Origin of the sequence: Protofrankia sp. Cas3 (genome assembly GCF_963555955.1) — a bacterium.
Lineage (GTDB): Bacteria > Actinomycetota > Actinomycetes > Frankiales > Frankiaceae > Protofrankia.
In genome coordinates this window covers 1-26,885 of the sequence record NZ_CAUVXP010000077.1, presented here as the reverse complement: position 1 = coordinate 26,885, position 26,885 = coordinate 1, and the positions used below count along the sequence as shown (strand labels likewise).

The following is a 26,885-nucleotide window of genomic DNA, read 5'->3' as shown; positions in this document are numbered from 1 at the left end:
GCCTTGAGGACCCGCGCCATCTCGGTGAGCGCACCCGGGCCGTCATCGAAGTGCTCGATCGCGCAGACCGACATCACCACGTCGAAGGAACCGTCGGCGAACGGCAGCGTGAGCGCATCCCCCTCGATGAGGGCGGGACGCCCGCGCAATCTGCGACCGAAATCCAGTTTGCCCCGGGCAAGATCGACACAAACGGCCCGAGCTCCGCGCCGGACGGCCCGACCAGCCCAGTAGCCATCGCCACCGGCGACGTCCAGGACGGTACGCCCGGTGAGCTCACCCGCCCACTCCAGCAACGTGCCCACTTCACGGCGACGAATCACATGCACCTGGTGACCGACATAGGCCACAGCCTGGTCACGTAGCGAACTCGCAGACCACCCCGAGGACGGCATTCCCGGCGAAGGCACCCCTGGCACGAGCCACAGTCTGCCCGCCGGCAGCCGACTGGACATCCCGAGCCGACAGCACTACACGCAGCATCGACAACGGTACAAAAAGCAACACAAGGCACTTTCAAGCATATACGGAGAGTGCTCTAACGGGCGCCCGTAGCACCCATGACCACATCCAGGTAGCGAGCCCACGCCGCATCCGCGTCCGGGGGGACAACCCTTGCCCGCAAGGCCTTGAGCACTCCCGGCTCGTAGAGCCGCCGCAGCGTCCCGGCCAACGACACCGAGTCGCCGGGTGCGGCAAGAAGCCCGTCCACGCCATCACGTACGGTCTCGGCCAATCCGCCGACCCGGGTCGCCACCACCGGCAGACCGTGCAGGTGGGCAAGGTCGACGTTCTGGGTCGCCGTCCCCGCCCGGTACGGCAGAACGAGCGCATCCGCGGTCGCGAACAACGCCGGCACATCGGTCACCGACACATATCCGGGACGCAGCTCCACCCGCGCGGTCAGGCCGAGCTCGGCGACGAGCTCGCGGGTGCGCTCGACACCACCCCAGAACTCCCCGGCGACGGTCAGGCACACATCGGGCGGCCCGGCCGCCAATGCCCGCAGCAGGACATCCAGACCTTTGTACGGTCGGATCAGCCCGAAGAACAACAACCTGCGCCGGACGCGATCCCCGTCTCCTGCTCGGTCTCCTGCTCCATCCCCATCGGGGGACGGTCGAATGTCACCATCCGCGGTATCCATCTCACGCCACGTCCGCAGATGCGGCGCCATCACAGCGACCGCCACCGGCCGATCCGTCAGCGCACGGGCCTGTTCAGCCTCGGCCGACGTGTGTACGACGACTCCCGACACCCGCCGCAGCACGGCCCGGATCAGCGGTTCATCGCCGGCGCGCCGCTCATGCGGCAACACGTTGTGGCACAGGGCGAGGACGGCAGGCCCACCAGCCCGAGGCCCACCAACCGGTCGGAGGCCGGCGAGGATACCCCCCGGTCGGAGGCCGGCGATCATCGTCCCCGCCGGTCGGAGGCCGGCGAGGATACCCAGATGGGCCGGCGCCTGGATCGGGGTCACCACCACGATGATCACCGCATCGGCGCTGTGGTACAGCCGCCGGCCAAGCCGTACCCACGAATCCGGGCGGCACCACGACAGCGGATACGCCGTGGCCGCGAAGGGCTCTGTCTCGGGGTGACTCACGCGCTGGCGACCCGGGTAGAGCCGGGCCGGATACTGCCGCGACCATGACTCTATCCGCACACTGTGGCCACGCCCTGCGAGCCGGTGTGCCAACTCCGTCGTGTGCTGAGCGACACCTCCCTTGTACGGGTGGGTCGGACCGACGATCGCAATACGCGCCCGGGCTGTTCCGGGCGGCGACGGCCCACCTGTCGACATCTCAGGTATCACTGCGGGAACGGACTATCAGGTCGCCGATCAGGGCCAGTACCACGATCTGGAAGCCGACCAGGATCGCCAACAGAGTGGACGTGGTGACCCGCAGGTTGTAGTGGATGAGATCCACGGCGAGCTTCACGAAACCCAACCCCATGATCCACAAGGCGATCGGCATCAGCACCCTGATCGGGTCGAAGTACATGACCATCCGCAGCACCTGCAGGATGTAGCGGCGCGCGTCCCGAAACGGATGGAACTTGCTCGTACCCGACCGCTTCGCGTAGTGGATCGGAATGTAGTCCACGGGGTGCTGATTCGACAGGAATGCCATCGTAATCGTGGTGACGCAGGAGAATCCAGGCGGTAGCAGCCGCAGATACGGCAGGGACACGTCTCGCCGAAATGCCCGTAGACCCGAGTTCAGATCGGGAATCTTCATGCCGGTCAGGCGCTGCGCAATCATCCGGATGAACCACTTGGCCGGTACCCGTGCCCATTTGTGTGTTCCCTCCTCCGTGATACGCGCACCCACAACCTGATCAACGTCGGGGTTGGCATCGAGATGGCGGACGAACTCCGGGATCCGGTCATTCGGATAGGTCATGTCCGCGTCGGTCCAGACCACGATCGTCCCGCGGGCGTCCTGCGTGCCGATGCGGCGAGCGGTGCCCGAGCCGCCGTTGCGGCGGAACGAAATCAGCCGCATCCGCGGGAACCGGTGCATCACACCACGCAGCAGGGCGGCAGTGTTGTCGGTCGACTTGTCGTCGATTACCAGCAGTTCGTAACTGTAGCCGCTGGCATCCATGGCGGCACTGATCCGCTCCAACTCGCGGACCACATGATCCTGCTCGTTATAGCACGGAAGCACGATAGTCACGTATGGCGCGGCAGTTACGTACGGCTCGGCAGTTATCTCCGCTATCGGCCCGACCCCGGATCGCTGTCGGTTCAGGGTGGGCGTGCCCGCCGTTGCGATGCTCGAAATCGAGATGTCCGCGGTCGGAGCGTCTGCGGTCGGAGCGTCTGCGGTAGGGGTACTCGCGGTCGGTGTACTCGGAACCGGTGTACTCGGACCGACCGATGCACGGACAACACTGCCACTCACGTCGACGCTGCTCCTGATAGTCAGCCGGAACGCACGGGTTCACCGGTACCGCTGGAGTGCTGGAGTGCTGGACTGCTCACGGATCGGTCGAAGTGAATGATCGCCTCCTCCCCCGCATACGCCTGGATCCCAGAGTTGCACGGCAGGTCCAAACGCCGGGGATGGAGGCCCCTTCGCGGGTACAACACGACCATGATCGCGTCGTCTCCGACCGGTTAGGCTCATCAACCATGGATGGACTCAGCGATCGTCTCGGCCGTCATGTCAGAACGCTTGACCGGCAGTTCGTCCACGACCTTCGGGAATACGCCCGAAACGTCAGGACGCTGCGCGCGGGGCGGGAGGCGTCCGCACGCTCCTTCGCGGCGGGGTTGCGCTACCCGATCGCGCACGGGCAGCCGATCTGGATCGGATCGCCGACCGTCATCGAAGGGCACGAACGCATCGAGTTCGCCGACGGCGCGGCCCTGCGGATCGGCCTCGGCCCGTTCGGGATCTCGACCCACCGGGACACCTCCGTGCTGCGGATCCATCCCGAAGGACGACTGCGGTGCGAGGGGGTCGTGTCGGTGCAGCGCGGGGCACGCATCGTGGTGGACTCCGGCCTGCTGCAGCTCGGCCACAACGTCAACATCAACGGCTTCGCGAAGATTCTCGTGCGGGAACGCGTGAGTATCGGAGCGGGCTGCACCATCTCCTGGGACACCCAGATCCTCGACAACGACTTCCACCCCATGACCGTGGACGGGGTGGAGCAGCCGATGAGCGCCCCGGTGATCCTGGAGGATCGCGCCTGGATCGGCACCCGGGCGATCGTCCTGAAGGGAGTGACGATCGGCGAGGGCGCCGTGGTCGCCGCGGGCGCCGTGGTGACCCGCGACGTCCCACCGAAGACAATCGTCGCGGGCTCGCCAGCCAAGATCGTCGGCCAGGTCGACTCCTGGCGGTAGCTCGGCAGAAGCCGCCGGCAGCATCACGGGAGAGAGCGACACATCCCGAGGCTATCACCGATAGTAGCTTTTCACATACTTAGAGTTGTTACACTGCCCGACGTCGATCAGGTGCGAACGAATCGGGGCCGACATGACCGTCGTGGGCGTTCGGGATGGGGGCGTCCGGGATGCGGGCGTCCAGGATGCGGGCGTCCGGGATGCGGAGGCGTTCGGATCCCGGCCGACTCATGCCGCCGCCGCCGGACGGTTCGGTCCGCTGGAACTGGTGCGTCGAACCCCGGCGCACATCTGGTTGGTCACCGGGCTTTTCAGCCTCCTGCTCGCGTGCTGGTCGGTACTGGTGCCTCAGTATCACGCACCGGACGAACCGAACCACGTCGACGCGATCATGCGACTCGTCCAGGGCGACGGCTGGCCGCGTCCGGGCAACGCCTTCGTGACGGCCGACGGAGTCGGAGCCATCGCGGTGTCACCGTTCGGCAGCCCCGGGGATCCCTACGACCTGACGGTGGACCCGGTCCCCGAGCGGGACGCGGTAGCGCGGTCAGCGCGACCCGCCTGGGACAGACTTGCCAACCCCGGGCAGCCGCCAGGCTCCATCCAGCAGCTCGTCCAACATCCACCGTTGTACTACTGGGTGAACGCCACCATCCTCGCCGCGTTCCCGGGCGGCGGGGACACCCTGCGCTGGGACGTGACCATCGGCCTGCTTCGGATGATCAGCGTGGCGATGGTGGCACCGCTGCCGCTGCTCGCGTATGCGGCCACCCGCCGGCTGCACCCGTCCCCTGTCGCCGCGACGGTCGCAGCACTGACGCCCTTCGCCGTTCCACAACTGGTCCACATCGGCTCCAGCGTCAACAACGACAACCTGCTGGTCCTGTTGGGCGCGCTGGTCACGGTGGCGGTCGCCCACATCCTGACCGGGGACACCTCGGCGCGGACAGCGGGGTGGACCGGCCTGCTGACCGGACTGGCGCTGCTCACGAAGTCCTTCGCGGTTGTGCTGGTGGCCATGGTCGGCGCCGCGTATGTGATCAGCTGGCTACGCGGAGCGCGCCCGTCCAGGTCGTCGATCGCACTGTGCAGTTTCATGATCATTACTGCCGGCGGCTGGTGGTGGCTGGTCAACATCATCAGATGGGGCACGTTCCAACCGCGTACACCGGGCTTTCCACCCGGCCGGTACGTCGGATCGGACTGGACCGTCTACTGGAGCTGGATGTCGCAGGGCTTGCTGGGTCGCTGGTGGGGTTCGATCGGATGGTACGAGGTCGATCTGCCGTTGCCGCTGGTGGTCGCAGCCTCGGGTGTCGTCGCCGGGCTGGCCGCCTGCGCCGTGATCCGCACTGCCGGCCGGAGGAACCGGACGAACCTGGTGTTCATGCTGTGGCCGACCAGCGCCCTGCTGGTCGTCGTCGCGGTCGGGGCAGCCATGCACGTGGCGGACACCGGGCACATCACCGGAGTCTCCGGTCGATACCTGTTCACCGGCTTCACCGGGATAGCCGTGCTGGTCGGCACCGGGACGGCCACACTGCGACCCCGCTTTGCCCGGTGGATGCCGCTCGCGCTCCTGACCGCCGCAGTCGGCATGCAAGCGGAGTCGATCAGCGAGGTCGTCACCTACTTCTGGCGCCCGCCCGCGGGTGGCGTCACCGAAGCCTGGCATGCCATGACCGCCTGGTCGCCGTGGCCGACGATCGTTGTGGAGGTCGTCTTCGTGTCCACTGTCGTCCTCACCGTCGTGACCGCGGTGGCGGTGACACGCGCATGGCGGGAACCGACGGGCGGGCGCACCGCCCGCGCGGCAACACCCGCCGTGGCGGGGGCACCGTGCGCCGAGCTGGACGCGGTGCCGGCCGGGCGCGACACGGTGCCGGCCAAGCTGGACGGGGTGCCGGCCGGGCGTGACGCGGTGCCGGCCGGGCGGGCGCAGAGATCCCCGGCCACGATCGAAGTGATCGACACCCGCCGGCTCGACGCATCCGTTCGGCACCGCCAGGGTCCCGACCTACCACCAGTCGTGTCGTTGTCGGGAAATGTCACACTGCTCGGACAACCAGGCAAATCAGGGAAACCAGGTGGCCGGTGGCCACTCCCGCCGCACACTGTCCGGCCACCCGACGAGCCCTCCTCCTGACAAGGACACAGCCTGACGAGGACGCCGCCTGACAGGCGGAACAGACCCGGGACGGGACCGCGTACGCTGCGCACAGGAACGCCCGAGGCCAGGGCATCGCAAAATCGGTATCAGGAGGACGCGGGTGTCCCTGCCGCCCTCGCCATCCGGCGCATCCGCGACACCCCCCGCGGCGCTGGCTCCCTCCGACCCTGCGAGCCTGGGCCGCTACGTGCTGCTCGGTCGTCTCGGCGAGGGCGGCATGGGCACGGTTTACCTGGGCCGCGCCCCGGATGACCGACTGGTCGCGGTCAAGGTGATCCGCGCCGAGCTCGCCCGCGTCCCGGAGTTCCGCGCCCGGTTCCGCCGAGAGGCCGCCGTCGCCCAACGGGTCGCCCGGTTCTGCACCGCCGAGGTTCTCGACGTGGTCGACCCCGCCGACGGCGCGCCGTACCTGGTCACCGAGTACATCGACGGCCCCACGCTGACGCAGGCCGTAGCCCGCGGCGGTCCACTGACCTCAGCCGATCTCGAACGGGTCGCGGTCAGTGTCGCCGCCGCCCTCACCGCCATCCACGCGGCCGGTCTGATCCACCGCGACCTGAAGCCGTCCAACGTCCTGCTCTCACCGCTGGGGCCACGGGTCATCGACTTCGGTATCGCCCGCGCCGTGGATGCCGAAACCATCATCAGCAAAGACCTGCACGTGGTCGGAACGCCCGCGTTCATGGCGCCGGAACAGGCCATCGGGGACCCGGTCACCGCGGCCGCCGACATCTTCTCCTGGGGCGGGCTCGTCACCTTCGCGGGAACGGGTTCGTACCCGTTCGGGGAAGGCCCGACGCACGCCCAGCTCTACCGGGTCGTCCACCATGAGCCGAACCTGGACGGCCTGCCGGACATGCTGCGCGACGTGGTCGAAGCGGCGATGCACAAGGCGCCGAACGCGCGGCCCAGTGCCCAGGAGCTGCTGATTCGCCTGGTCAACCTGGGCACGACCACCAAGCCCGACCCCGAGGTCACCCAGCTCGTGCGGACCGCCTCGGCATCCCTGCTGCCACTGCAGATGACGCCCCCCGACAACGGCACATCCCAGACACAGGCAGCACAGGCAGCACAGGCAGCACCGGCAGCACCGGCAGCTGTCTCACCGACGAGACACGCCGGCGACCGGATCACAGTCGACCAGACCGACCCGGGCAGCCACCGGCGCCGGCCTCGGCTCCCGTGGCGCAGCCCACTCGGCCGGGTGGCGACGGTGCTCTGCGGCGCCGTCGCTCTGGTGGTCGCCACCGTCATAGCGATCATGGCAATGGTCCCCGCCAACGGGTCGGGGACCGATGTCCGGGGGTGGGCCGAGGTCGCACGCACGGTCGCGGCGGATGCCGACGCGACCCGAGGCCTCAACGCCACCCTGGCCGCCCGGCTCAGCCTCGCGGCCTACCGGATCTCGCCCGGTCCGCAAACGCGGGCGAGCCTGATCACGTCGTTCGCGGGACGTTACGCCACGCCACTGACCGGTCATACCCTGTCCATCCTCGGTGGAGCGTTCAGCCTCGACGGCAATCTGTTCGCCACCGCGAGCGCGGACCGGACCGTCGAGCTCTGGGACGTCACCAGACCGGCCCAACCGACCCTGCTCGCGACCCTGACCGGGCACACGGACTGGGTCCTTGCGGTCGCGTTCAGCCCGGACGGCCGGACCCTGGCGACCGGCGGTAACGACGGCACCGCGCGGCTGTGGGACATCACCGATCCGCACAAGCCGGTGACCCGCGCAACCCTGACCGGACACAACGCGCATGTCCGGGACGTCGCGTTCAGCCCGAACGGGCGCCTGCTCGCGACCGCCGGGGACGACAACACCGCCCGGCTCTGGGACGTGACCGACCAAGCCAGGCCGCGCCAGCTCAGCGTGCTCGCCCGACATCAAAGCTGGGTGCAGGACGTCGCGTTCAGCCCCGACGGGCGCCGGCTGGCGACCGCGAGCGCCGACAGAACCGCCCGTCTCTGGGACATCAGCGAGCCCACCCAGCCGGTCCCCCTCGCTTCTCTCAACGGCCACACCGACTTCGTGTGGACGGTCGCCTTCAGCCCGGACGGGAACACGCTGGCGACCGGGAGCTACGACGGCACCGTTCGTCTGTGGGATGTGCGCGATGCGCGGGCCCCGACGAACCGATCGACGATCAAGGCGGATCCCCGCTGGGTCCTTGACACCGCGTTCAGCCGGGACGGTCGCATGCTGGTCACGTCCGGTTGGGACACCACCGCGCATCTATGGGACGTCTCCGACCCCGACCACCCGCTGCCGGCAGGGGTGATCAGCGGCCACACCGACTGGGTCCAGGGGTTCGCCCTGCACCCCGACGGCCACACATTGATCACATTCAGTGACGACCGGACCGCACGCATCGCGACCATCGACCCGGACGCGCTTGCCACGCGCGCCTGCGCCGACGACGGCAACCGCCTGAGTTCCGCCGAGTGGGCGGCCCACATCCCTGCGCTGCCGTACTCCGGGATGTGTTAGCAGACCAGTCGTCCAGTCACGGGTCACCGGTCACCCGTCACCGGTCACCGGTCACCGCGCAACAGCGATATGGCGGCCCGCAGCCGCGGATCACCGATCCGGGTCCGCAGCGCGGTGCCCGCCGCACGGGCCGCGTGCACCAGAGCCGACTCGTGCGCCGGTGCGCCCTGCGGCCTCGACGCGCGTGCGACCGGCCACGATCGCGAACTCATCGACCCCAGGTCGGCACGCAGCTGTCGGGACGTGTCGCGCTCGGCTTCCAGCGCCCGCTCGCCCGCAGCCACCGCATCGAGCAACCTGAGCTCGTGCGCCGCGTGGTCGGCGACGGTTGCGTCGATGCGTGCCCACTCCCGCTGCCGGCGCCGGGCCGCCTCGGTCATCTCGTCCTGGAGACGGATCACGTACAGGTAGAGATCCAGGCGGTTACGTTCCATCCGGGTCAGCAGACCGTTGCCAACCCAGGGGGTCAGCAGAGCCCCCACCCTGGCTGCCCAGGGCGCCCGCCGGTCCACCACAACACCCAGACCGAAAATCGGCGAGACCAGGTGGAAACGCAGCTCAGGTCGGTCCGCGACGAAGTCCTCCACGGCCGTGCGGACGCCGTTGTGCGGGCCACCTTCAGTCAGCGCCCAGGCGAAGGCACCTTCGCCCCGAAAGCCACCCCGCACCGCCGCCACGCTGTCCAGCCGTACCCCGTGCTCCCACGAGTAGGGCTGCCGCTCCCGCTGCGGGATCCGGTCAGGCCCGTAGTACTGATCACGGCGGCCGGCAGGCCAACCCACGTCATGCAGGATGACCAACGGAAAGTGGCTGCGTCCGTGGGCACGGGCCGCCTCCTCGACGGCGCGCAGCTCCGCGGACACGGTGGGGAAGTTGTGGTCACCGTCGATCAGGTAGGCATCGGCCGGCGGAAGGCCGTCCAGTGCCTGCGGGCTGAAGCCGCGCACCATCACGACCTCGACGTCCTGCCCCGACCCGGGGACGCCGCGAGGGTCGGGATCAACGATCAGTAGCCTGCCACCACCATGACGTCGCAGCATGTCCACGAGCAGGGAGCTGGTGACGCCACTCTCCGAACCGATCTCGGTGACACTGCGGGCCCGCACGGTCTCCAACAGGGGCAGCCACACCTCCCGGAGCTCGGCGAGGGAGTGCAGCAGCAACGGTTGGAGGGTGCGCTCGGTAACAGATTCAACGGTGCCACCCGACCCGCCGTCGTCCACAGGGCCGTCGTCCACAGGGCCCTCGTCCACACCAACTTCGTCCACACCAACTTCGTCCACAGCAACCTCATCCGCTTAGAGCGCTCCAGCCGATTCTCCCCCGTGGAGCGCTGGACCAGGCTCGCCGGGTCAGAATCGGGTTTCGAACTCCCGCAGCAACCGGCGCGCGGCGCGACGCGGCAACGGCGTGGTCCCGGCCGGCCGGGTTGCGATCGTCAACGGGTCGGAACTGATTGCCAGCCAGCCGAAGGCCATCTCGACGTCGATGGCGTAGGTCGCCGCGAGATGTGCCTGCGCCACCGGATCGATGACGTAGACGAACTGCGGGTCGTCGCTGTGGATCTCGATCAGATTCGGCTGCAGGGCCCGCGCCCCGACCAGGTGAAATCCTGGGTGGTCGACCACCGACGTAATCGCGACCGTGTGCGGCTCGGCCAGGTTGTTGAGATGGAAGGACAGCCGCAGCCAGTCCAGCCGCATCAACCCACGCCGACCAGCCGGGTCGATGCGCACCCGGCGGACCCCGACCCCGTCGATCCGCAGGCGTACCCACGACAGCCCGTCGCGCGCGGACCGGGTGACCACGGACTCCTTCGGCCCGTTGATGAAGTCGCCACCGGTGTCGACATAGACCTCGACCGGTCCGGCAGCGGCCTCCGGCGAGACCTCCGCCGCGGAGATCCCGGCGTTCGTCGCCAGCCCACTGACAACCGCAAGGGGCCGGTTCGCCACCGTCGCGACCCCGGCCGGCCAGTAGAGTTCCTGCATTGGGATCTTTTCAAGATCAGCCGCCGTGAGGTAGGGCATCCGGCGCAGCAGATCGGCGGGCAGCAGCCCCTCGGACGCATCCGACCCGAAGTTGTCATCGTGTGCCCATACCCCGAACGCGAGCGCCTCGGACGAGGTGGGCCGGGTCACGAACCGCGCGAGGGAGCGCAGAGCCGCCAGCCGCGCCCCGTCATCGAGCAGGGACGGCATCGGCGTCTCCGACCGGCGGTAGCGCAGCCATTCCCGCTGGTAAGCAAGCACCCCGTCCTGGACGGCTACGCGCTGTGCGACCTGGGTTCGGGTTGTGTGATCGGGGCCGAGGACGGGGTTGCGGTCCTCGTCGAAACCGATCAATGAGCCTATATCGGGCATGCAGAGCTGTTCGAGCACCTCGGGACTACGCATCACCTGGCCGAACAGCGCATCGGGTTCGCCGCCCGAGGCGATGTATCCCTCCAGGCGCAGCCCGGCAAGACGGTGCGCCTGCGAGCCGGCGCTCGTCGCCAGGTACAGGCCGACCACCTCGGCCTCACGACCGCAGGCGGTCAGCAGGCGTTGCAGCAGCGCCTGGATGGTGCCACCCCAGCCGAGGTCGACGACGACGATCGTGTCCGCCCCGCCGAGGTGTGCGTCCAGGTAGCGCAGGAAGCGCTCGCGCAGCCGGCTGGCGGTCAGCACGATCTCGCTGCGAACGCGCTCGTCAGCGCACAGGGCCTCCAGGGTCTCGGAGAGCAGACCCGGGACGTCAAGACGCCGGCTGGCCAGCGCGGACAACCCCGCCACCTCGTCCATGCCGACTCCGAGCTGGCGCAGCAGCTGGCCGACACTCGGCGGGCGCCGACGCGCCAGGAAGCCGCGCAGCTCCTGCGGGGTGCCTTCGTAAATGTTGGCCAGTGCGCACACGTGGCGCGAGGCCCACAGCGTGGACGCCTCGATCCCGAGCTCGCCGGCCGGCTCCCGCAGGACCCGGGCGAGGAAGGCCCCTTCGCGCATCAGGCAGTGGACGCGGTCGACTCCGAGCTCCGCCGCCCGCGCGGCCGCCCACTCGCCGAAGCCGGTGAACACCGGACCGAAAACGGTCGCGCCGGTCTCCCAGTGCCGGCGCAGGCCCGAGGGAACCGCGGTGGCATCGGTGCGGTGCAGGGTCCGGGCCCGAAGCGCGGTCATACCGTAGTCGCCGTGTTCGGAGTCGATCGCGGTATCGGAGGTCGGACCGCCACGCAGCCCTTCCAGGGTGAGTGTCGCCTCCAGCGCACCGGCGTACTTGGGGTAGTGAACCGCGATGATGCCGTGCTCGCGGGCGCCCTCGACGTCGGCCACCGGGTTGTCACCAAGGTGGATGACCCGGGAGGGCGCCACGCCCACGGCGGTCAGCACATGGGTGAACAGACCCTCACTCTTGCTCACACCCGCGTCGCTGGAGGTGAGGATCTGGGTGAACCTGATCCCGGCGAGCTCCGGCCGGCGCAGCAGCCCGCGGAGCTGGTCCGGGGAGAAATAGGTGTCGGAGACCAGGTACACCGGCCGGCCGAGCTTGGTGATCGTGAGTTCGGCGAGCTCGGCGACGGCGAGGTCGGCGCGGCAGACATCGCGCTCGAGGGTGACCTCCATGGCGATCAGATCGTCGATGTCACCGCTGCCGGGGATGGCGGGCATGAGTGCCGACCAGATCTCGTCGAGGCGGGCCTCCAACGTGCCCCGCAGTGACTTCGCGTGTTGCCGGGCCAGGTTCTCCGCATGCACCCGGAGCTGGGCGAACTGCCCCGCGGTCACGGTCGGCGGCAGCAGGCCAGCCGTGGCCAGGCGGCGTCCGAGCAGCAGGAAGGCATGGGTGGGTTCGGGAACCAGCCGAAACAACAACGTGTCGAACACGTCCAGGGTGAGGACCTCGGCGCCCCCGGACTCCAGCTGGGACCAGACCTCACGGATCCGGACGTCGGTGAACACGGGCGTCCTCCACCGGCGGCCATCACGGCCACCTCCGACGGGCCGGCTGATGCCCGGGTGATCCTCGGACAGCGGCCGGCCGGAGCTGAATGAACGGGCCGATACTATGGATCGGCTCTGGAGCTACGGTCACCGGAGTGCCCTACCTGCGGACGCGTCGCTTCGGTATACCTGGTGCGATACCTTGCGCGGCCCGTACGGTAGGTCGTTTTCGGCGTACCGGTACCGATTTTGCCATATCTTGACGCGGCTCACGGAAGGTTGTTGGTGTCGAACCTGATTGACGAGCGGTCCGCACCCGCGATCCAGTCCGACGGCGAGCACCGTGGCCCGCAGGGGCGCGACGGGCAGGAGTCGCGGATCCTCGCGCGCCGCAGCCGTGCCCAGACCCGGGTACGTTGGGAACTGCTGCGGAACCTGATCCGCAAGGACCTCAAGGTCAAATACAAGGGCTCGACCCTCGGTTTCGCCTGGTCGCTGGCGAATCCGCTGCTGCTGCTAGCCGTGTACACCCTTGTCTTCCAGGTCATCATGAGCGCCGGGGTCCCCCGGTTCGGGGTGTACCTGATGTCCGGCCTGCTGATCTGGAACGCCTTCTCGGCGAGCGTGTCGTCGGCATCGGGCAGCGTCGTCTTCAACGCGAACCTCGTGAAGAAAGTCCGGTTTCCGCTGCCGGTACTGCCGCTTTCCGCGGTCGGCTTCGCCCTCGTCCACTTCGTCCTGCAGCTGATCGTGCTCTTCGTGGTGGTCGTGGCGCTGGGTTACAGCTTCTTCGGGCTCCAGCTGCTCCTGCTCGTGCCCGCATTCGCGGTAGCGATGATCTTCACTGTCGGCCTGTCCATGCTCGTGTCGGGCCTCAACGTCCGCTACCGCGATACCGAGCACCTGCTGGAGGTGGCCCTGCTCGCGTGGTTCTGGCTCAACCCGATCGTGTATCCCGTCGGACTCATCCGCAAACTGCTGCACGAGTGGACCTGGATCTACTTCGTCAATCCGATGGCGACGGTGGTGGCAACCTTCCAGCGAGCGATCTACAAGGAGCCGTCGGTGAACCCCGCCACCGGAGCGGGCATCCTTGCCGACCCCGGCTACCTCTTCTACCTTGAGCACCTTGCCATCGCGGGTGTGATGTCGCTGGGCCTGCTCTGGCTGGGAGTACATGTGTTCCGCAGGATGCAGGCCGACTTCGCGGAAGATCTTTAAGGACGGGCGACAGACGTGTCAGCGCAGCAGTCACCGGCGCAACCGGCCGCCCTCAATGCGTCGGGGAACACCACGGCGATACCCGCAGCGGCAGCCACCGCCGCATCGACGGCGGGCCGGCCTGGGACGGCTGCCCCGATCGTGATCCAGGCAACCGGGGTGGGCAAGAAATTCGTCTCCTACCACCGGCGGGCGACCAGCCTGAAAGAGGTGTTCGTGCGTCGTGGGCACACCCACGGGGACGACTTCTGGGCGCTGCGCGACATCGACGTGGAGATCGGGCGCGGCCAGACCGTGGGCCTGGCCGGGGCGAACGGCTCCGGCAAGTCCACGTTGTTGAAGGTACTGGCCGGAATCCTGCGCCCAACCCACGGTGACGTGTCGGTCAGCGGGCGGATCGCGTCCCTCCTGGAGCTCGGGGCCGGCTTCAACGGCGAGCTCACCGGCCGGGACAACGTCTACCTCAACGCCTCTCTGCTGGGGCTGTCCCGCCGCGAGATCGACCGGATGTTCGACTCGATCGTCGACTTCGCCGAACTCCCGCACAAGATTGACGATGAGGTCAAGCACTACTCGTCCGGCCAGTACGTCCGGCTCGGGTTCGCGGTGGCCGTCCATGTCGATCCGGACGTGCTGCTCGTCGACGAGGTCCTCGCGGTCGGGGACGAGGCATTCCAGAAGAAGTGTCTGGCAAAGATCGACGCCTTTCGGGCCGAAGGCCGCACGATCCTGTTCGTCACCCACTCGCTGGATCTGATCGAGGGCATGTGCGACCGGATTCTGGTTCTTGAATCCGGATCGATGATTTTCGACGGCGCGCCGGCCGTCGGCACCCGGCTACTGCGGCAGCGGTTGGGTAGCCTGCCTTCGGACGGTCCGGTGCCCCACGATCTCGCCGTTGCCCGGCCCACCTCGGTGACCTTCAGCCGGGACCCGGCCGGGCCGCCCCAGGTCCAGTTCAGCCCCGGCGAGAGACTTACCGTCAGCGTCACCCTGGATGTGACCGAACACGCGCCGGAACGGCTCTACCTGCACGTCTATGCCCTGGGGCCGAGCGAACTGCCGGTCTGGTTGATGGAGACGCCTGCGGGCGGCGTGCCGGGGGGCGTGCCGGGGGTCAGCGGCACCCGCACGGTGGACTTCACCGTGCCCAGCCTCCCCGAGCTGCTCGGCGCGTTCGCGATCAGCGTGCACGTCTCCGACGCCGCGACCGGAACAGAGATCACCAAACGGAGGTTCGAGGATCTGTTCGGAATCAGCGGATCGCAGGCCGGCGGTCTACTCAAGATCGATTACGAAACGGGAACCCGCCCATGAGCACCCAGGAAGGCGGCCCCACGCCGCCGGCGACCGTTGTAATCGTCAACTGGAACGGTGCGCACCTGCTGCCCGCCTGTCTGGACGCGGTGGCCAAGCAGGTCAGCGACTTCACCTTCGAAACATGGGTGGTCGACAACGCGTCGATGGACTCCTCCAGGACGCTGTTGGCCGAGCGGTACCCGTGGGTCCGGATGGTCCCGTCCGAGGTGAACCTCGGCTTCGCCGGCGGCAACAACCTGGCGCTGCGGATGGTCACCACCCCCTACGCCGTCCTACTCAACAATGACGCCGTCCCCGAACCGGACTGGTTGGCGAACCTGCTGGCCCCGTTCACCGACGCCACCGACGCCACCGGGGGCGCGGATCTCGGCGCGGTCACCGGCAAGGTGGTGTTCCTCCCCCGTTTCCTGCGGCTGCGGCTGTCGACCTCGACCTTCACACCGGGTGCGCACGACTCCCGCGCGCTTGGCGTCCGGATCTCATCGGTGACCGTCAACGACCGGGAGGTCCTCCATGACGTGTTGTGGGAAAAGCTGACCTTCGGTGCTGAAGGCGGTTCATCCGCGCCGTTCTTCTGGACCCGCGGTGACGGCGAGCTCGCCGTCCCGGTGCCCGAGGGCGGCCCGGTCACCATCGGCTTCACCTGGTCCGGCGAGGCGCGCAAGTCGGTCACACTGAGCTGGGACGGCGGCCGCACCACCCTCGCCGCCGGCGCCGAACCGTCCACCGTGGAACTGGTCGTCCCCGACGGTGTGGCCCGCGTCGACGTGATCAACAATGTCGGTGGGATCGTGCTGCGGGACGGCTACGGCGCCGACCGCGGCTACCAGGAGATCGACACCGGCCAGTTCGCCGGGTCCGAGGATGTGTTCACCGCCTGCGGGAACGGCATGGCCATCCGCACGGCGCTCGGGCGGGAACTCGGCTGGTTCGACGACGACTTCTTCCTCTACTACGAGGACACCGACCTGTCCTGGCGCATCCGCTCCCGCGGATACACAATTCGCTACATTCCGACCGCGGTTCTGCGGCACGTGCACTCCGCGTCCAGCGTCGAGTGGTCACCGCTGTTCGTCTTCCATACCGACCGTAACCGACTGTTGATGCTCACCAAGAACGCGAGCACCGGGGTCGCCCTGGCCGCGGTCAGCCGTTACCCGCTCACAACCGCCTCGATGGCCATCCGCGCGCTACGGCAGGCCTGGGCCGTCCGTGGCCGGCCCGCGCTGCGACCGACCGTGCTTCGACTGAAGGTCATGGCGTCCTTCCTGCGGCTGCTCCCGGTGATGCTGCGCCGACGGCGCACGCTGGCGCGCACCGCGTCGGTAGGCCACCGTGAGCTGGAGACCTGGCTGGCGCGGCGATGACCACGCAGCCGGCTGCGACACAGGCCCAGCACAAGCGGCCCGAGCCGGGCGAAGGCCGGCATCCGGTCACCGGGCACAGGGGTGGGCAGGGGTCGGCCAGCGGAGTACGGGCCGCCGTTTACAACCGGTTCTGGCACTCCATGGGCGGTGGCGAACGCCACAACGGGATGATCGCCCAAGTGCTTGCCGCCGAAGGCGCCCAGGTGGACATCCTCGGCCATGCCGAGGTCGACCTGGCGGCCATTGGTGATCATCTAGGGCTCGACCTCACCGGCTGCCGCTACCGCCTGCTGCCTGACCGGGGTGACGACGCTGTCGCCGAGCTCAGCGCCGAGTACGACCTGTTCGTCAACGGCTCGTACATGAGCCGGCTGGTGCCTCGCTCAACCCATGCGGCACACCTGTGTTTCTTCCCGACACCAGCTGATCATGACGCACCGGGGTGGCGCAGGGCCGCCATCCGCGCGTGCGGCCCGCTGCTGCGCGGTGTTCGCCCGACCGTCGGCTACGGCACGGGTTGGTACCCGCCGGAAGGGGGGCGTCGCAGACAGTGGATCTGGACGAACGGCACGGGGATCCTCGCGGTTTCGGCGGGCGGCGAACGGGAGCTACGCGCTGACATCGGCCGTCCCGGGGCTTGCGGCACGGTGCGGTTGCGCGTCCAGGACGCCGACGGGCGGACCCTTGCCGCCGTTGAGGTCGACGGGTCGTTCAGGACGGTCGCGGTGCCGTTGCCCGCATCGTCCGGCGGCTGCGAGCTGACGCTGGTCAGCGACACGTTCACACCCGCGTCCACCAACGCGTCCACCAGCGCGTGCACACCCGCACCGGACGACACCGCTTCGCCGGACGGCACACCTTCCCGGGATCTGCGCCAACTCGGCGTGGCGGTCAGCCGACCGCGGGTGACCGACCAGCAGGACGGGGCCCGAGCCCGGCTCGCGTTGCGTTTCCCCTGGCTGCTGGCCAACCCGCGCGATCTGGACTATCTCGCCTCATACGACGTGGTGATGGCGAATTCGGCCTACACCCGGGGCTGGATCGGACGCCTGTGGCGCGTGGACGCGGACGTCCTCTACCCGCCCATCCAGGTGGAGCGCCTTACCCCGGCCAGTACTCGGGAACGCGCGGTGCTCACGGTCGGGCGCCTGTTCGCGCCCGGTCTCGGGCACGCCAAGCGCCAGCTGGAAATGGTCGAGTGGTTCGGTGAGCTCTACCGCTCCGGCGCGCTACCGGATTGGCGGATGCACGTCGTCGGCGGCTGCGAGGAGTCCCAGCTGCCATACCTGGAGAAGATCCGGGAGGCCGCCCGTGGCCTGCCAGTCGACATCCATCCGAACGCGCCACGCCACGAGGTCGAGCGGCTGCTGTCGACCTGCTCGGTCTTCTGGTCCGCAACCGGATACGGCCAGGACGGCGATCGCCGGCCATGGACGGCCGAGCACTTCGGGATGACCACGGTCGAGGCGATGGCCGGGGGCTGCGTGCCGGTGGTGATCGACCGCGCCGGCCAACGGGAGATCGTCCGCCACGGACTCGACGGCCTGCGCTGGACGTCCCCGGCGCAGCTCGCCTCGTTCACCAGACGCCTGGCAACCGAGGACGGCATGCGGGCACGGTTGGCTGCGAGCGCCGTCACCCGGGCACAGGAGTTCTCCGACGCGGCATTCGCCGACCGCTGGCGGGAGATCGCCACCCGTCACCGGCTGTATGCCCCCTGAACCGGCGCCCTGCCGAGCCGGGCACTGCTGACCCGGGCTCCCCTGGACCGGGCCCCTGACCTGGCAAGGCCGAGACTGAAAGGATCACGGTTGATGCGGGTCATCCTGGACGGCACGCCGTTACTCGGCACGCCCACGGGAGTTGGCCGCTACACCGGCCAACTGCTCGCCGAGCTGCCCACCCTGCCCGGTCTGGACGTGGCCGCAACGGCGTTCACCTGGCGCGGGCTGGAGAACTTCGCTCCCGCGTTGCCGCCAGGTGTACGCCCGGCCGCGCGCCGGGTTCCGGCCCGGATCGTGCACGAGGCCTGGGCCCGCACCGAACTGCCGAAGCTCGAGTGGCTGACCGGGCCAGTCGACGTGGTGCACGCCACAAACTTCGTGCTGCCGCCACCGCGGCGGGCCCGCGGCGTCCTCACCATCCACGATCTGGCCTATCTGAAGCTGACCGGTACCGTGTCCGCGGCCTCGGCCCGCTACCGGGATCTGGTCCCGCGCGGCCTGCGCCGCGCCGCCGCCGTGATCACACCCAGCCAGGCGATCGCCACGGAGGTCATCGACACCTACCGGCTGGACCCGGCAATGGTGACCGTGACGCCGCTGGGCGTGGACGCCGCATGGTTCAGCGCCTCCCCGCCATCGCGACGCTGGCTCACCGCCCACGGCCTGCCCGCCAGATACCTGCTTTTCGTCGGTACGGTCGAACCGCGCAAGAATCTCCCAACCCTGCTGGAGGCGGTCCGCGGCCTGCACTCCGAGGTCAGCGACGCCCCACCACTGGTCCTGGTCGGACCCGCCGGGTGGGGACCCACTCTCGATCTTGCCGGGCTGCCGGGGGGAACCGTCATCAGCGCCGGCTATGTTCGGACGGACGAACTTCGGCGCCTGGTCGCCGGGGCCAGCGCTCTGTGCTTCCCATCGTTCTACGAGGGGTTCGGCCTACCGCCGCTGGAGGCGCTGGCAGCCGGAACCCCGGTGGTGGCGGCTGACATCCCAGCGGTCCGAGAGGTCGTCGGCCCGATGTCGGGCAACGCCGTGCGGCTGGTTCCACCGACGGAGGCCGATGCGTTCACCGACGCCCTGATCGGCGCGCTCAAGGACGAGGTGGACCCCGGGCCGGGACGCGCCTACGCCCGGACCTTCACCTGGCGACGCACGGCCGAACGCACCGCCGCCGTCTATCACTCGATCGCCTGACCCCGCGTCACCCGACTCCAGGCGACCGTGACGACGTGCTGACTTTCAGCATCAAGGGGTGCTCGTTTCCAGCCTGAAGGGGTGCTCGTTTCTAGCCTGAAGGGGTGCCGATTTCTAACTTTGAGTGCCGCCGATGTCTAGCATGCAGAGGTGCCGATTTCTAACATCGAGGATCCCGGTCCGGACCGGGCCAGCAAGGCCCGGCACCCGTCGACGGCTTCGGCGGCCCTGCGGCGAAACCTCCTGCCGGTACTGGTCGACCTGATCGCCTCCGAACCTGTCGTGGTCGTCAACGGCGCCCGGACCGCTGGCAAGAGCACCCTGTTGCGGCGGCTCGCCCGCCACCACCAGACCGAGGTCGTCGACCTTGACGACCTCGCCACGCGGCACGCTGTCGCCACCGACCCGGCCTTCTTCGCCGCAGCGCCGTCCCCGGTGCTTGTCGACGAGTTCCAGCACGTCCCCGAGCTCCTTGACGCGATCAAGGCGGAACTGAACCGCGACCTGCGGCCGGGACGATTCGTCCTCACCGGGTCAACGCGTTACCTCACGATGCCGACGTTGTCCCAGTCGTTGGCGGGCCGCGTCCATATCGCCACGCTGTGGCCACTTGCGCAAGCGGAGCTGAGCCAGCCCGACGGCAGCCAGCCAGAAAATGACCTGTCCGCCCGTGACCAGCAGCCCGCGACCTTCGTTGACCAGCTCACGAGCGATCCGGAATCGCTGGTCGCCAACCGTTCACCGGCGCTGCCTCGAGACGACGTGACCCGACTGGTGCTGGCCGGCGGATTCCCGCTGACGCTCGGGCGTCCGGAAGGTCCCGCCCGCAGTCGCTGGTTCCGGGACTACGTTCGAACGGTCATCGAACGGGACGTCCTGGAAATCCGCAAGATCAGGCAACGCAGCCTGCTACCGCTCATCCTGCGGCAGCTCGCGGCCCGCACCGGCGGGATACTCAAGGCATCAGACATCGCGCGGGCGGTCGGCCAAGACCAGAATCTCGTCGGAGACTTCATCCAGCTCCTGGAGACGGTGTTCCTCGTCCACCGGCTTCCGGCATTCGGCCGGACCCTCAACAGCCGGGTTACGGCCAGCCCCAAGGTGCACCTTGTCGACTCCGGGCTGGGCGCCTACCTGCTCGGTCTCACCGAACGCCGCCTGGTTGCCCGCGACCCCGCGGCCCTCACCGAATTCGGCCACCTGCTGGAGACATTCGTCGTAAACGAGATCATCAAGCAGGTGGGATGGTCGCAGACATATGTCGAACCCGCACACTTCCGGACGAGTGACGGCCAGGAGGTCGACCTCGTCCTCGAAGCCGACGACGGACGTGTCGCGGCCGTGGAGGTCAAGGCCGGCTCTCGGGTACCCGGCGAGGACCTGCGTGGCCTGCGACTGCTCCGGGACAAACTCGGGCATCAATTCATCGGCGGCGTCGTCCTCTATCTTGGTGAGCGCAGCTATCACGCTGACGACCGGCTGTACGTGGTGCCCGTCGACCGCCTCTGGACGTAAGGATGACGTCACGGCGGTCGGGTGCAGACCTGGTGGCATGCGCCACGCTCGTCGGACTCGACGTCGCGGTCATCGTCGCCTTATGGCCGACCCTGGTCCGGCCGCTCTGGTACGACGAGGCATGGCGCGCCTATCACATCAGCGTCGGTGCAGGCTGGTTCGAAACCCTCAGAACGGCGAACGCGCCGCTGTCATTCGGCTGGTTCACGGTCGAGAAGCTGGCGGTCACGGTTGGCGGCAACACCGAAGGAGTCCTGCGGCTGCCGCAGATCGTCGCGCTGATCGCGCTGTCGCTGTTCACCTATGCACTGGGCCGGTGGTGGCTCTCCCGGCCCGCGGCCACGATCGTCGCCGGACTGCTGAGCGTCAACGGCGGGCTGCTCGTCTACGGAATGCAGCTGAAGTCCTACCTGCCGGAGGCCACCTGCGCGGTGGCCACGCTGTACCTGTGGCTGCGGGCGCGTTGTGCCGTGACCGCCGGCGGCTCGCCGTGGCGGGCGCAGCTGGGCATGGCGGTATGCGCGGTCATGAGCGTCACGTCGCTGTTCGTCCTCGCTCCCCTGCTGCTACTGGACGTGCTGGACGCCGGCCAGGCGGTGGGCTCACGGCGTCCGGCCGTCCTGCGCCTGATCGGATCGGTGCTGGTCGGCGCCACCGGGGCCGTGCATCTCGCGCTGTTCGTCCTGCCGCAGAGCTACCTGGCCGCGAATCCCTACTGGCGGAACTTCTTCATCACCCGGAACACCGCGGTCGGCCAGCTGCGCACGGCCGGCTGGGAGCTGCCGCGCAACGCGTTCACGGCGGCGATGACCCGTCCGGACGGGCAGTTCGGCTCGCCCTTCACCGGTTCGCCGCTGCTGGCCGACCCCGACCAGCGACTGCACGTGTGCGTGATCGCGGGGGCACTGCTGTGTTGGGCGGTCGGCAGCTATGTCGCGGCACGGGACCGGGCCGGCCGGGCGTTGCTGGTCGCGCTCGGCGGAACGCTGCTGCTGATCGTGCTGGCCTCGGCGCGAGGACAGTGGCCGGTCGGCTTCGTGCGGGCCAACCTGTTCGTGGTACCGTTACTGTACGTAGTCGCAGGTATCGGCGCATCGGCTCTGGTCGGGCTCGCCCGGTCACGGATCGGACACGCGCGAATCGGACGAGTCTGGCGGATCCGTCGGTCGGTCATGGTGATCCCCGTACTGGCCGTTCCGCTGGCGGTGGTTGTGGCCGCAGCCGTGGCCGTCACGGCGGTAAGCGCCCAGCGGATCCTCCAGATCCGGGCCAGTGCGTACAGTCCCCTGTTACTCGGGGACATGCGGGAGCTGGTCGCCACCGCCGAGCGGACCGCTCGGCCGGGTGACATCCAGATCGTGATCCCCGGCCGGTGGGATGAAAGGCAGTGGTACAAGGCACAGCAGTACTACGTGTCGTACTACAGCGGTTACCAGGCGTCCGCTTTACCACGGCTGCCGATCGCCGAGGTGAACACCCTGGTCCTACCCCCGCTGGGTTGGAACACCTCGATACCGGCGTTCCTCGCCGCGCGTCCGGACGCCGGTGCGCTGTACCTGATCACCTACAACCTGGTCTTCCCGAACAGTCTTCACAGCCTTGACAGCATGCTCGCCGCGCTCGGCTGGTGCCCGGACGACACCGGCCGGCGGTCCTGGCCGTTGACCGGCCAGCTCACCCGCTTCATCCACTGCCCGCCGCCCGCAACCGCAACGAGATAGATGAAGATCAACGCTCGCATCCCAGCCGTAGACGGCAACGAGTTGCCAGATCCAGGAAGTTGCCTATGCTTGGCAAGTCTCTAGATTTGGCAAGCAGCTGCTGGGAGGGTCGTGTCTTTTCTTGATTGTCGGCAACTGCTCTCCAGCGGCGTCGATCGCCTCCTGTCGCATGTTCGTTTCGTGGTTGTCAGTGGGCTTTACTCGCCGGCTATTGTTCGGCGAGGTGGATAAGCACACCGTTCTCATCACGCCAGGGCAGGTCGTGTGTGGCGAGGCGTTCGAGGGTGGGTAGGTCGATACGTCGTGCTCCGACTGATTCGGTGAGAACGGTGGAGGCCTGGATGTTCGCGGCCACGCCCAGGTAGAGCAGGATCGCTGAGACGAATATTCCGGCCGTCCACCACAGGCTTGCCATTACCGCAAGAGTTCCGATCAGGAAGGTGAAGGGGAGCACCAGGCCCATCCGGAGTTCGTATTCCGCCCGATAGCGGTCGTAGGCGGCGTAGATGTCGGCTTCACGGCCCACGATCCGGACGGGGGTACGCAGGAGATCGAGCCGGCATTCTTCCTGGGGGTCAGCGGTGTCGAGCAGCGCGTCGAGGAGACGGGCACGCACCGCCGGGGTGATGCGGGCCTGTTCGATGACGATATCCGGATCCGCCTCGAAGCCCGCAGCGAGACTGGTGCCATGTGCGGCAGCGGTGACCTGAACCGCGTGGAGCCGTCTCGCTGTTTCCGCGCGGATGACGCCGTCGGCGAGGAAACGTTCGTCTATGCGCAGGTAGACCAGCGATATGATCGTGGCGCGGACGCGTTGCCATTGGGCGCGGGGCATGAATCGGCGCAGACGGGTGGCGGCGAGGAGATTCCCGAGCCGGTTGATCAGCGGGTTGGCGGCGATGGACACCACGCCGACCAGGTACGCGGCAAAGGTGACCGCTGCCGTGACGGCGGCCCGCCCGGCGGCACTGCCGAGTGTGACGACGTCGTGAACGACGCCGGTGGGATGCGCCGAGGGCTCAAGGTGCGGTGCGAAGACGAGCCACAGACCGAACAGCCACAGGTAACCCGCGGCGACCGGTGCGCGTAGGTCTCGCAGACCGGGCAGCAGCGCAGCGAGCACGGTGTGACCGTAACTGGCCGATGCTGTGCGGGTATGTGCCGGGTCGGGTGTGTAATACCGGTGGGACAGTCACGGCTCACGCCAGGTGACGGGGGGTGCCGGTGGTGGCTGCGGTGGTGTTCGTGCACGGAATCGGGCAGCAGCAGCGGGGGCCGGCGACGCTGGCCGGCCCGTGGCAGGCCGCGCTCGCCGACGGCGTGTGGAAGGCCGGCCATGGCAGCCTCGCGGTCCGACTCCGCCAACCGCCCGGAACCGCCGGGGCGCTCGACGTCGAGATGGCCTTCTACGCCGACCTGTTCGACCCGCCGGACCGGCAGGGCCGGTCGACCGACCTGGGTGACCTCGACCCGTCCGAGGTGGCGGCGCTCGAAGAACTGGCCGGGGTCCTGCTCCGCCGGGCCGCCGGCGCGGCGGGCACCGAGGCGGACAGGCGTACCGCCCAGGACGAGGTGGCCCGGCTGGAGGGCAGGCTCGGTGAGCTGCAGGGCGTCGGGAACGTGGCCCGCGGTGCGTTGGCGGCGGTGGCACGGCTGCGCTGGTTCGGCCCGTTCGGGATGGCCGTCGCGCAGCGGTTCGTCGTCCGCGCGCTCGTGCAGGTCGTGCGCTACCTCCACGAACCCGTGCTGCGCCAGCAGGTGCAGGCCCGGGTCGCCGGTGTCGTCGGTGACGACACCCGGGTGCTGATCGGGCATTCCCTCGGGTCCGTGGTCGCCTTCGAAGCGGCCTGTCGGATGGGTGGCAGACTTCCCCTGCTGGTCACGTTGGGTAGCCCATTGGGGATCCGCCGGCTCGTCTACGACCGGCTCGAGCCGCAGCCGCCACGGTTCCCCGAGCGGGTGGACCGGTGGGTCAACGTCGCCGCGGACGATGACATCGTGGCCGCGGTACCGGGCCTGACCGGCCTGTTCCCCGCGGACGCACCGCCAGCCGGGACACCCGCCAGCCGGGCCGTCGACAACCGGACGGTTGATAACCGCACCGTTGACAACGGGTCCGCCCCACACGACGTGATCCACTACCTCACCAAAAAGGCGGTCGGCGCTCCGGTTGCCGACGCGCTCGCCGCCGACGACTCACCCCAAGCCGGGGGGCAGCGGTGACCGGCCGGGTGGTTCTGGTGATCGGGTCGCAGTGCGAGGCGCTGGGGGACCTGTCATTCCTACCCACGCTGGCGCAGGAACTGTACGCCGCGTTCACCGACCCCCTGGTGGGTGGCTGCGGATCCGCGCTCGGCGACCAGCCAGGGCTCGTCCTCAACCCGACGCTGTCGGACATGGCCGCTCGGGTCATGGCGGCGTTCCGGTTCGCCCATGACAACGGGTCGGCGTTGTTCCTCGCGTTCGTGGGCCATGGGCAGGTCGGGTTCGACGGGTCCACCACGACGGGCCTGTCCGACTTCTACCTCCTGCCCTACGACTGCGCCGACCCGGACCGGCCGTCGACCGGTAACGCGTGGCTGGTCGGGCAACGCCTACGGGAACTCCTCCGCGACCATGACCAGATCGACGGGCTGGTGGTTCTGCTCGACGCCTGCCACAGCGGGCAGGCCGCGGTGGAGGTCGCCCGCGGGGTGGCCTCGGTCGCCATGGCCGCGGGGAGCAGGTTCGACCTCCTGACCGCGACCGACGATCGGCCCGCCGCGGACGGCTGCTTCACCCGAGCGCTGACCGGACTGCTGCGCGCCGGGCACGCCGGGCGCGGTGCATGGATCGGCTGCCAGGACGCCCGTGACCTGATCGCGTGCCGCGGCCAGTCACCGCAGCGCAGCATGTTCGACGGCCGTCGAGTCACCGACGAAGGCGATCCCGGGTTGTGGCTGGCGCCCAACCGGCAGCGTGCCCCCGGCCGTATCCCACCCCCGGGCGATCCGGCGGGTGCGATGGCCGACGACCTCACCACCGGCCTGGAAACCCCGCGGATGGTAGAGGGGCTGCTCGCCCGCGCCAGCCGCGCCCGCTGGCTTGCCGTGGTCGGCCCGGCCGGCTCGGGCAAGTCCACGCTGCTCAGCGCGCTCGCCCGACCTGAACTGACCAGTGCCGCGGTCCCGGACCGGTTCCTCCATGCGCTGGTCTATCTCGACCGCACCACCACCCTGTACTCCCTCACCGACGCTCTGCACAAAAATCTCGATCACAGCGTCCCCGGGTTCCGCATGGCCGTGGCGGCCTACCGCGACAGCCAACCCGCGGACACACTGGACCAGCAACCGCCCCTCGTCCACGACGTGACCGGGCCGCTGCGGCACCTTCCCGGCGATGAGATCATCCGGCTGGGTGTCGACGGTCTCGACCAGCTCGACGACACCACCGGCGACGGCGTCGTAGCCGCTCTCGTCGCCATGGCCGAGGATCCCGACCTTCCCCGACTGCGGCTGATCGTGACCAGCCGCGAGCCCGGCCCCGCGGTGAGCGGCGGGCAGCAGTTCACGGTCGACACCGCGGCCCCGGCCAGTCTGGCTCGCTACCTGCAGCGCCGCCGCGTCCCGCCCGCCGCCGCCGACACCCTCGCCGCCCTGTGCGCCCGCGGGGCCAGCGCCTGGCTGTTGGCACGCCTGATCGCCGACACCTACGCCGCGCTCACCCAGACCGAACGCGACACCCTGCTCGAACGTCTGCACCTCGGCGACAGCCGGACCGAGCTCCTGGCCGGGCTGTTCGACCGGATCATCGACCAGGCCTGCATCGACCAGGCCGGCGCCGACGACGCCACCGCATGGACCAGCACCCTCCTGCCCGTGCTGACCCCGCTCACCGCCGCCGGCGCCGGGCCGGTGATCCCGATCGATCTGCTCACCGCGGCCAGCGGCTGGCTCGACGGACCCGACCGGCCGAAGGACGTCCGCGACGTCCTGGTCCGGCTGGGCCGGCTCGTCGTGCGCTCCCAACCCGGCACCGCCGGAGAACTGGTCGGGTTGTTCCATCCCGCCCTCGTCGATCATCTCAGTCGCCATACCCGCCGACCCCTCGACCCGGCCGCGGGCCGGCGCATCCTGCTCAACGAAGTCGAGAAACTCGCGCCCATCACCGGTATCTACACCGACAATCCCCTGTACCGGTGGGCCGCTGGATCCGAAGCCGAATATCTGTGGCAGAACGGGCAGATCAGCGCCGCTCTCCGCGCCCTGCGACGCCGGCCGCTGCCGACCCCCCGCGCCAACCTCACCCGCTGGACTGAGTGGCACCCCCGCATCCGCACCGCACGCGGCCCCGACCACCCCGACACCCTGACCACCCGGGGCAACATCGCCTACTGGATCGGGG

At 68.9% G+C, this 26,885-nt stretch carries 18 protein-coding genes; 12 read left to right on the top strand and 6 right to left on the bottom strand.

What is annotated here, in order from left to right; translation table 11 throughout:
* From U9983_RS15460 to U9983_RS15450, 3 genes are all read right to left on the bottom strand, one after another.
* On the bottom strand, positions 1-395 hold a 395-nt coding region (locus tag U9983_RS15460), incomplete at its 3' end, for a class I SAM-dependent methyltransferase (RefSeq protein ID WP_322754700.1).
* 143 nt (positions 396-538) lie between these two features.
* Positions 539-1,804 (bottom strand): glycosyltransferase, encoded by a 1,266-nt coding sequence (locus U9983_RS15455; protein WP_322754697.1) that lies wholly within the window; start codon positions 1,802-1,804, stop codon positions 539-541.
* Position 1,805: 1 nt separating this feature from the next.
* The gene (locus U9983_RS15450) at positions 1,806-2,729 is read right to left on the bottom strand and encodes a glycosyltransferase family 2 protein (protein WP_322754699.1); all 924 of its coding nucleotides are present in this window, start codon (positions 2,727-2,729) and stop codon (positions 1,806-1,808) included.
* 413 nt (positions 2,730-3,142) lie between these two features.
* On the opposite strand from U9983_RS15450, the gene U9983_RS15445 reads away from it, so the two are divergent.
* The 3 genes from U9983_RS15445 to U9983_RS15435 all read left to right on the top strand — a co-directional run bounded on the left by U9983_RS15445 (position 3,143) and on the right by U9983_RS15435 (position 8,520).
* Positions 3,143-3,862, top strand: a complete 720-nt coding sequence (locus tag U9983_RS15445; RefSeq protein ID WP_322747581.1) for an acyltransferase — start codon at positions 3,143-3,145, stop codon at positions 3,860-3,862.
* Between the two features lie 133 nt (positions 3,863-3,995).
* Positions 3,996-6,008 carry a DUF2142 domain-containing protein gene (locus U9983_RS15440; protein WP_322754696.1) on the top strand — a complete coding sequence of 671 codons (2,013 nt, stop codon included), beginning with the start codon at positions 3,996-3,998 and terminating at the stop codon, positions 6,006-6,008.
* Between the two features lie 124 nt (positions 6,009-6,132).
* Positions 6,133-8,520, top strand: a complete 2,388-nt coding sequence (locus tag U9983_RS15435; protein WP_322754695.1) for a serine/threonine-protein kinase — start codon at positions 6,133-6,135, stop codon at positions 8,518-8,520.
* Between the two features lie 44 nt (positions 8,521-8,564).
* Here U9983_RS15435 and U9983_RS15430 read toward each other — a convergent pair whose 3' ends face one another.
* The gene (locus tag U9983_RS15430; protein WP_322754694.1) at positions 8,565-9,803 is read right to left on the bottom strand and encodes a class I SAM-dependent methyltransferase; all 1,239 of its coding nucleotides are present in this window, start codon (positions 9,801-9,803) and stop codon (positions 8,565-8,567) included.
* Positions 9,804-9,872: 69 nt separating this feature from the next.
* Positions 9,873-12,458 (bottom strand): haloacid dehalogenase, encoded by a 2,586-nt coding sequence (locus tag U9983_RS15425; protein ID WP_322754693.1) that lies wholly within the window; start codon positions 12,456-12,458, stop codon positions 9,873-9,875.
* Between the two features lie 267 nt (positions 12,459-12,725).
* Between U9983_RS15425 and U9983_RS15420 the strand changes: the two genes are divergently transcribed.
* From U9983_RS15420 to U9983_RS15390, 7 genes are all read left to right on the top strand, one after another.
* Positions 12,726-13,661, top strand: coding sequence for an ABC transporter permease (locus U9983_RS15420; protein ID WP_416210453.1), 936 nt, complete (start codon positions 12,726-12,728; stop codon positions 13,659-13,661).
* A gap of 15 nt (positions 13,662-13,676) precedes the next feature.
* Positions 13,677-14,978, top strand: a complete 1,302-nt coding sequence (locus U9983_RS15415; RefSeq protein WP_416211407.1) for an ABC transporter ATP-binding protein — start codon at positions 13,677-13,679, stop codon at positions 14,976-14,978.
* Positions 14,975-16,348, top strand: a complete 1,374-nt coding sequence (locus U9983_RS15410) for a glycosyltransferase family 2 protein (protein WP_322754692.1) — start codon at positions 14,975-14,977, stop codon at positions 16,346-16,348. Before U9983_RS15415 ends, U9983_RS15410 begins: the two co-directional genes overlap by 4 nt.
* Positions 16,345-18,069, top strand: a complete 1,725-nt coding sequence (locus tag U9983_RS15405; RefSeq protein WP_322754691.1) for a glycosyltransferase family 4 protein — start codon at positions 16,345-16,347, stop codon at positions 18,067-18,069. Before U9983_RS15410 ends, U9983_RS15405 begins: the two co-directional genes overlap by 4 nt.
* Positions 18,070-18,162: 93 nt before the next feature.
* A complete protein-coding gene (locus tag U9983_RS15400) occupies positions 18,163-19,266 on the top strand; it encodes a glycosyltransferase family 1 protein (protein WP_322747588.1) in 1,104 nt (367 codons plus the stop codon).
* Positions 19,267-19,416: 150 nt separating this feature from the next.
* Complete coding sequence (locus U9983_RS15395) at positions 19,417-20,781, top strand: ATP-binding protein (RefSeq protein ID WP_322754690.1); 1,365 nt, start codon at positions 19,417-19,419, stop codon at positions 20,779-20,781.
* Positions 20,782-20,783: 2 nt separating this feature from the next.
* A complete protein-coding gene (locus U9983_RS15390; RefSeq protein WP_322754689.1) occupies positions 20,784-22,502 on the top strand; it encodes a hypothetical protein in 1,719 nt (572 codons plus the stop codon).
* 208 nt (positions 22,503-22,710) lie between these two features.
* Here U9983_RS15390 and U9983_RS15385 read toward each other — a convergent pair whose 3' ends face one another.
* Positions 22,711-23,625, bottom strand: a complete 915-nt coding sequence (locus U9983_RS15385; RefSeq protein ID WP_322754688.1) for a hypothetical protein — start codon at positions 23,623-23,625, stop codon at positions 22,711-22,713.
* A 104-nt stretch (positions 23,626-23,729) separates the two neighbouring features.
* Here U9983_RS15385 and U9983_RS15380 point away from each other — a divergent pair, with 104 nt between their 5' ends.
* Complete coding sequence (locus U9983_RS15380) at positions 23,730-24,725, top strand: lipase family protein (protein WP_322754687.1); 996 nt, start codon at positions 23,730-23,732, stop codon at positions 24,723-24,725.
* On the top strand, positions 24,722-26,885 hold a 2,164-nt coding region (locus U9983_RS15375; RefSeq protein WP_322754686.1), incomplete at its 3' end, for a caspase family protein. The genes U9983_RS15380 and U9983_RS15375, both read left to right, overlap by 4 nt.

Coding starts and splice junctions, on each gene's coding strand:
- U9983_RS15440 (WP_322754696.1), top strand. CDS start 3,996: ATGACCGTCGTGGGCGTTCGGGATGGGGGCGTCCGGGATGCGGGCGTC.
- U9983_RS15445 (WP_322747581.1), top strand. CDS start 3,143: ATGGATGGACTCAGCGATCGTCTCGGCCGTCATGTCAGAACGCTTGAC.
- U9983_RS15400 (WP_322747588.1), top strand. CDS start 18,163: ATGCGGGTCATCCTGGACGGCACGCCGTTACTCGGCACGCCCACGGGA.
- U9983_RS15410 (WP_322754692.1), top strand. CDS start 14,975: ATGAGCACCCAGGAAGGCGGCCCCACGCCGCCGGCGACCGTTGTAATC.
- U9983_RS15455 (WP_322754697.1), bottom strand. CDS start 1,804: ATGTCGACAGGTGGGCCGTCGCCGCCCGGAACAGCCCGGGCGCGTATT.
- U9983_RS15405 (WP_322754691.1), top strand. CDS start 16,345: ATGACCACGCAGCCGGCTGCGACACAGGCCCAGCACAAGCGGCCCGAG.
- U9983_RS15390 (WP_322754689.1), top strand. CDS start 20,784: ATGACGTCACGGCGGTCGGGTGCAGACCTGGTGGCATGCGCCACGCTC.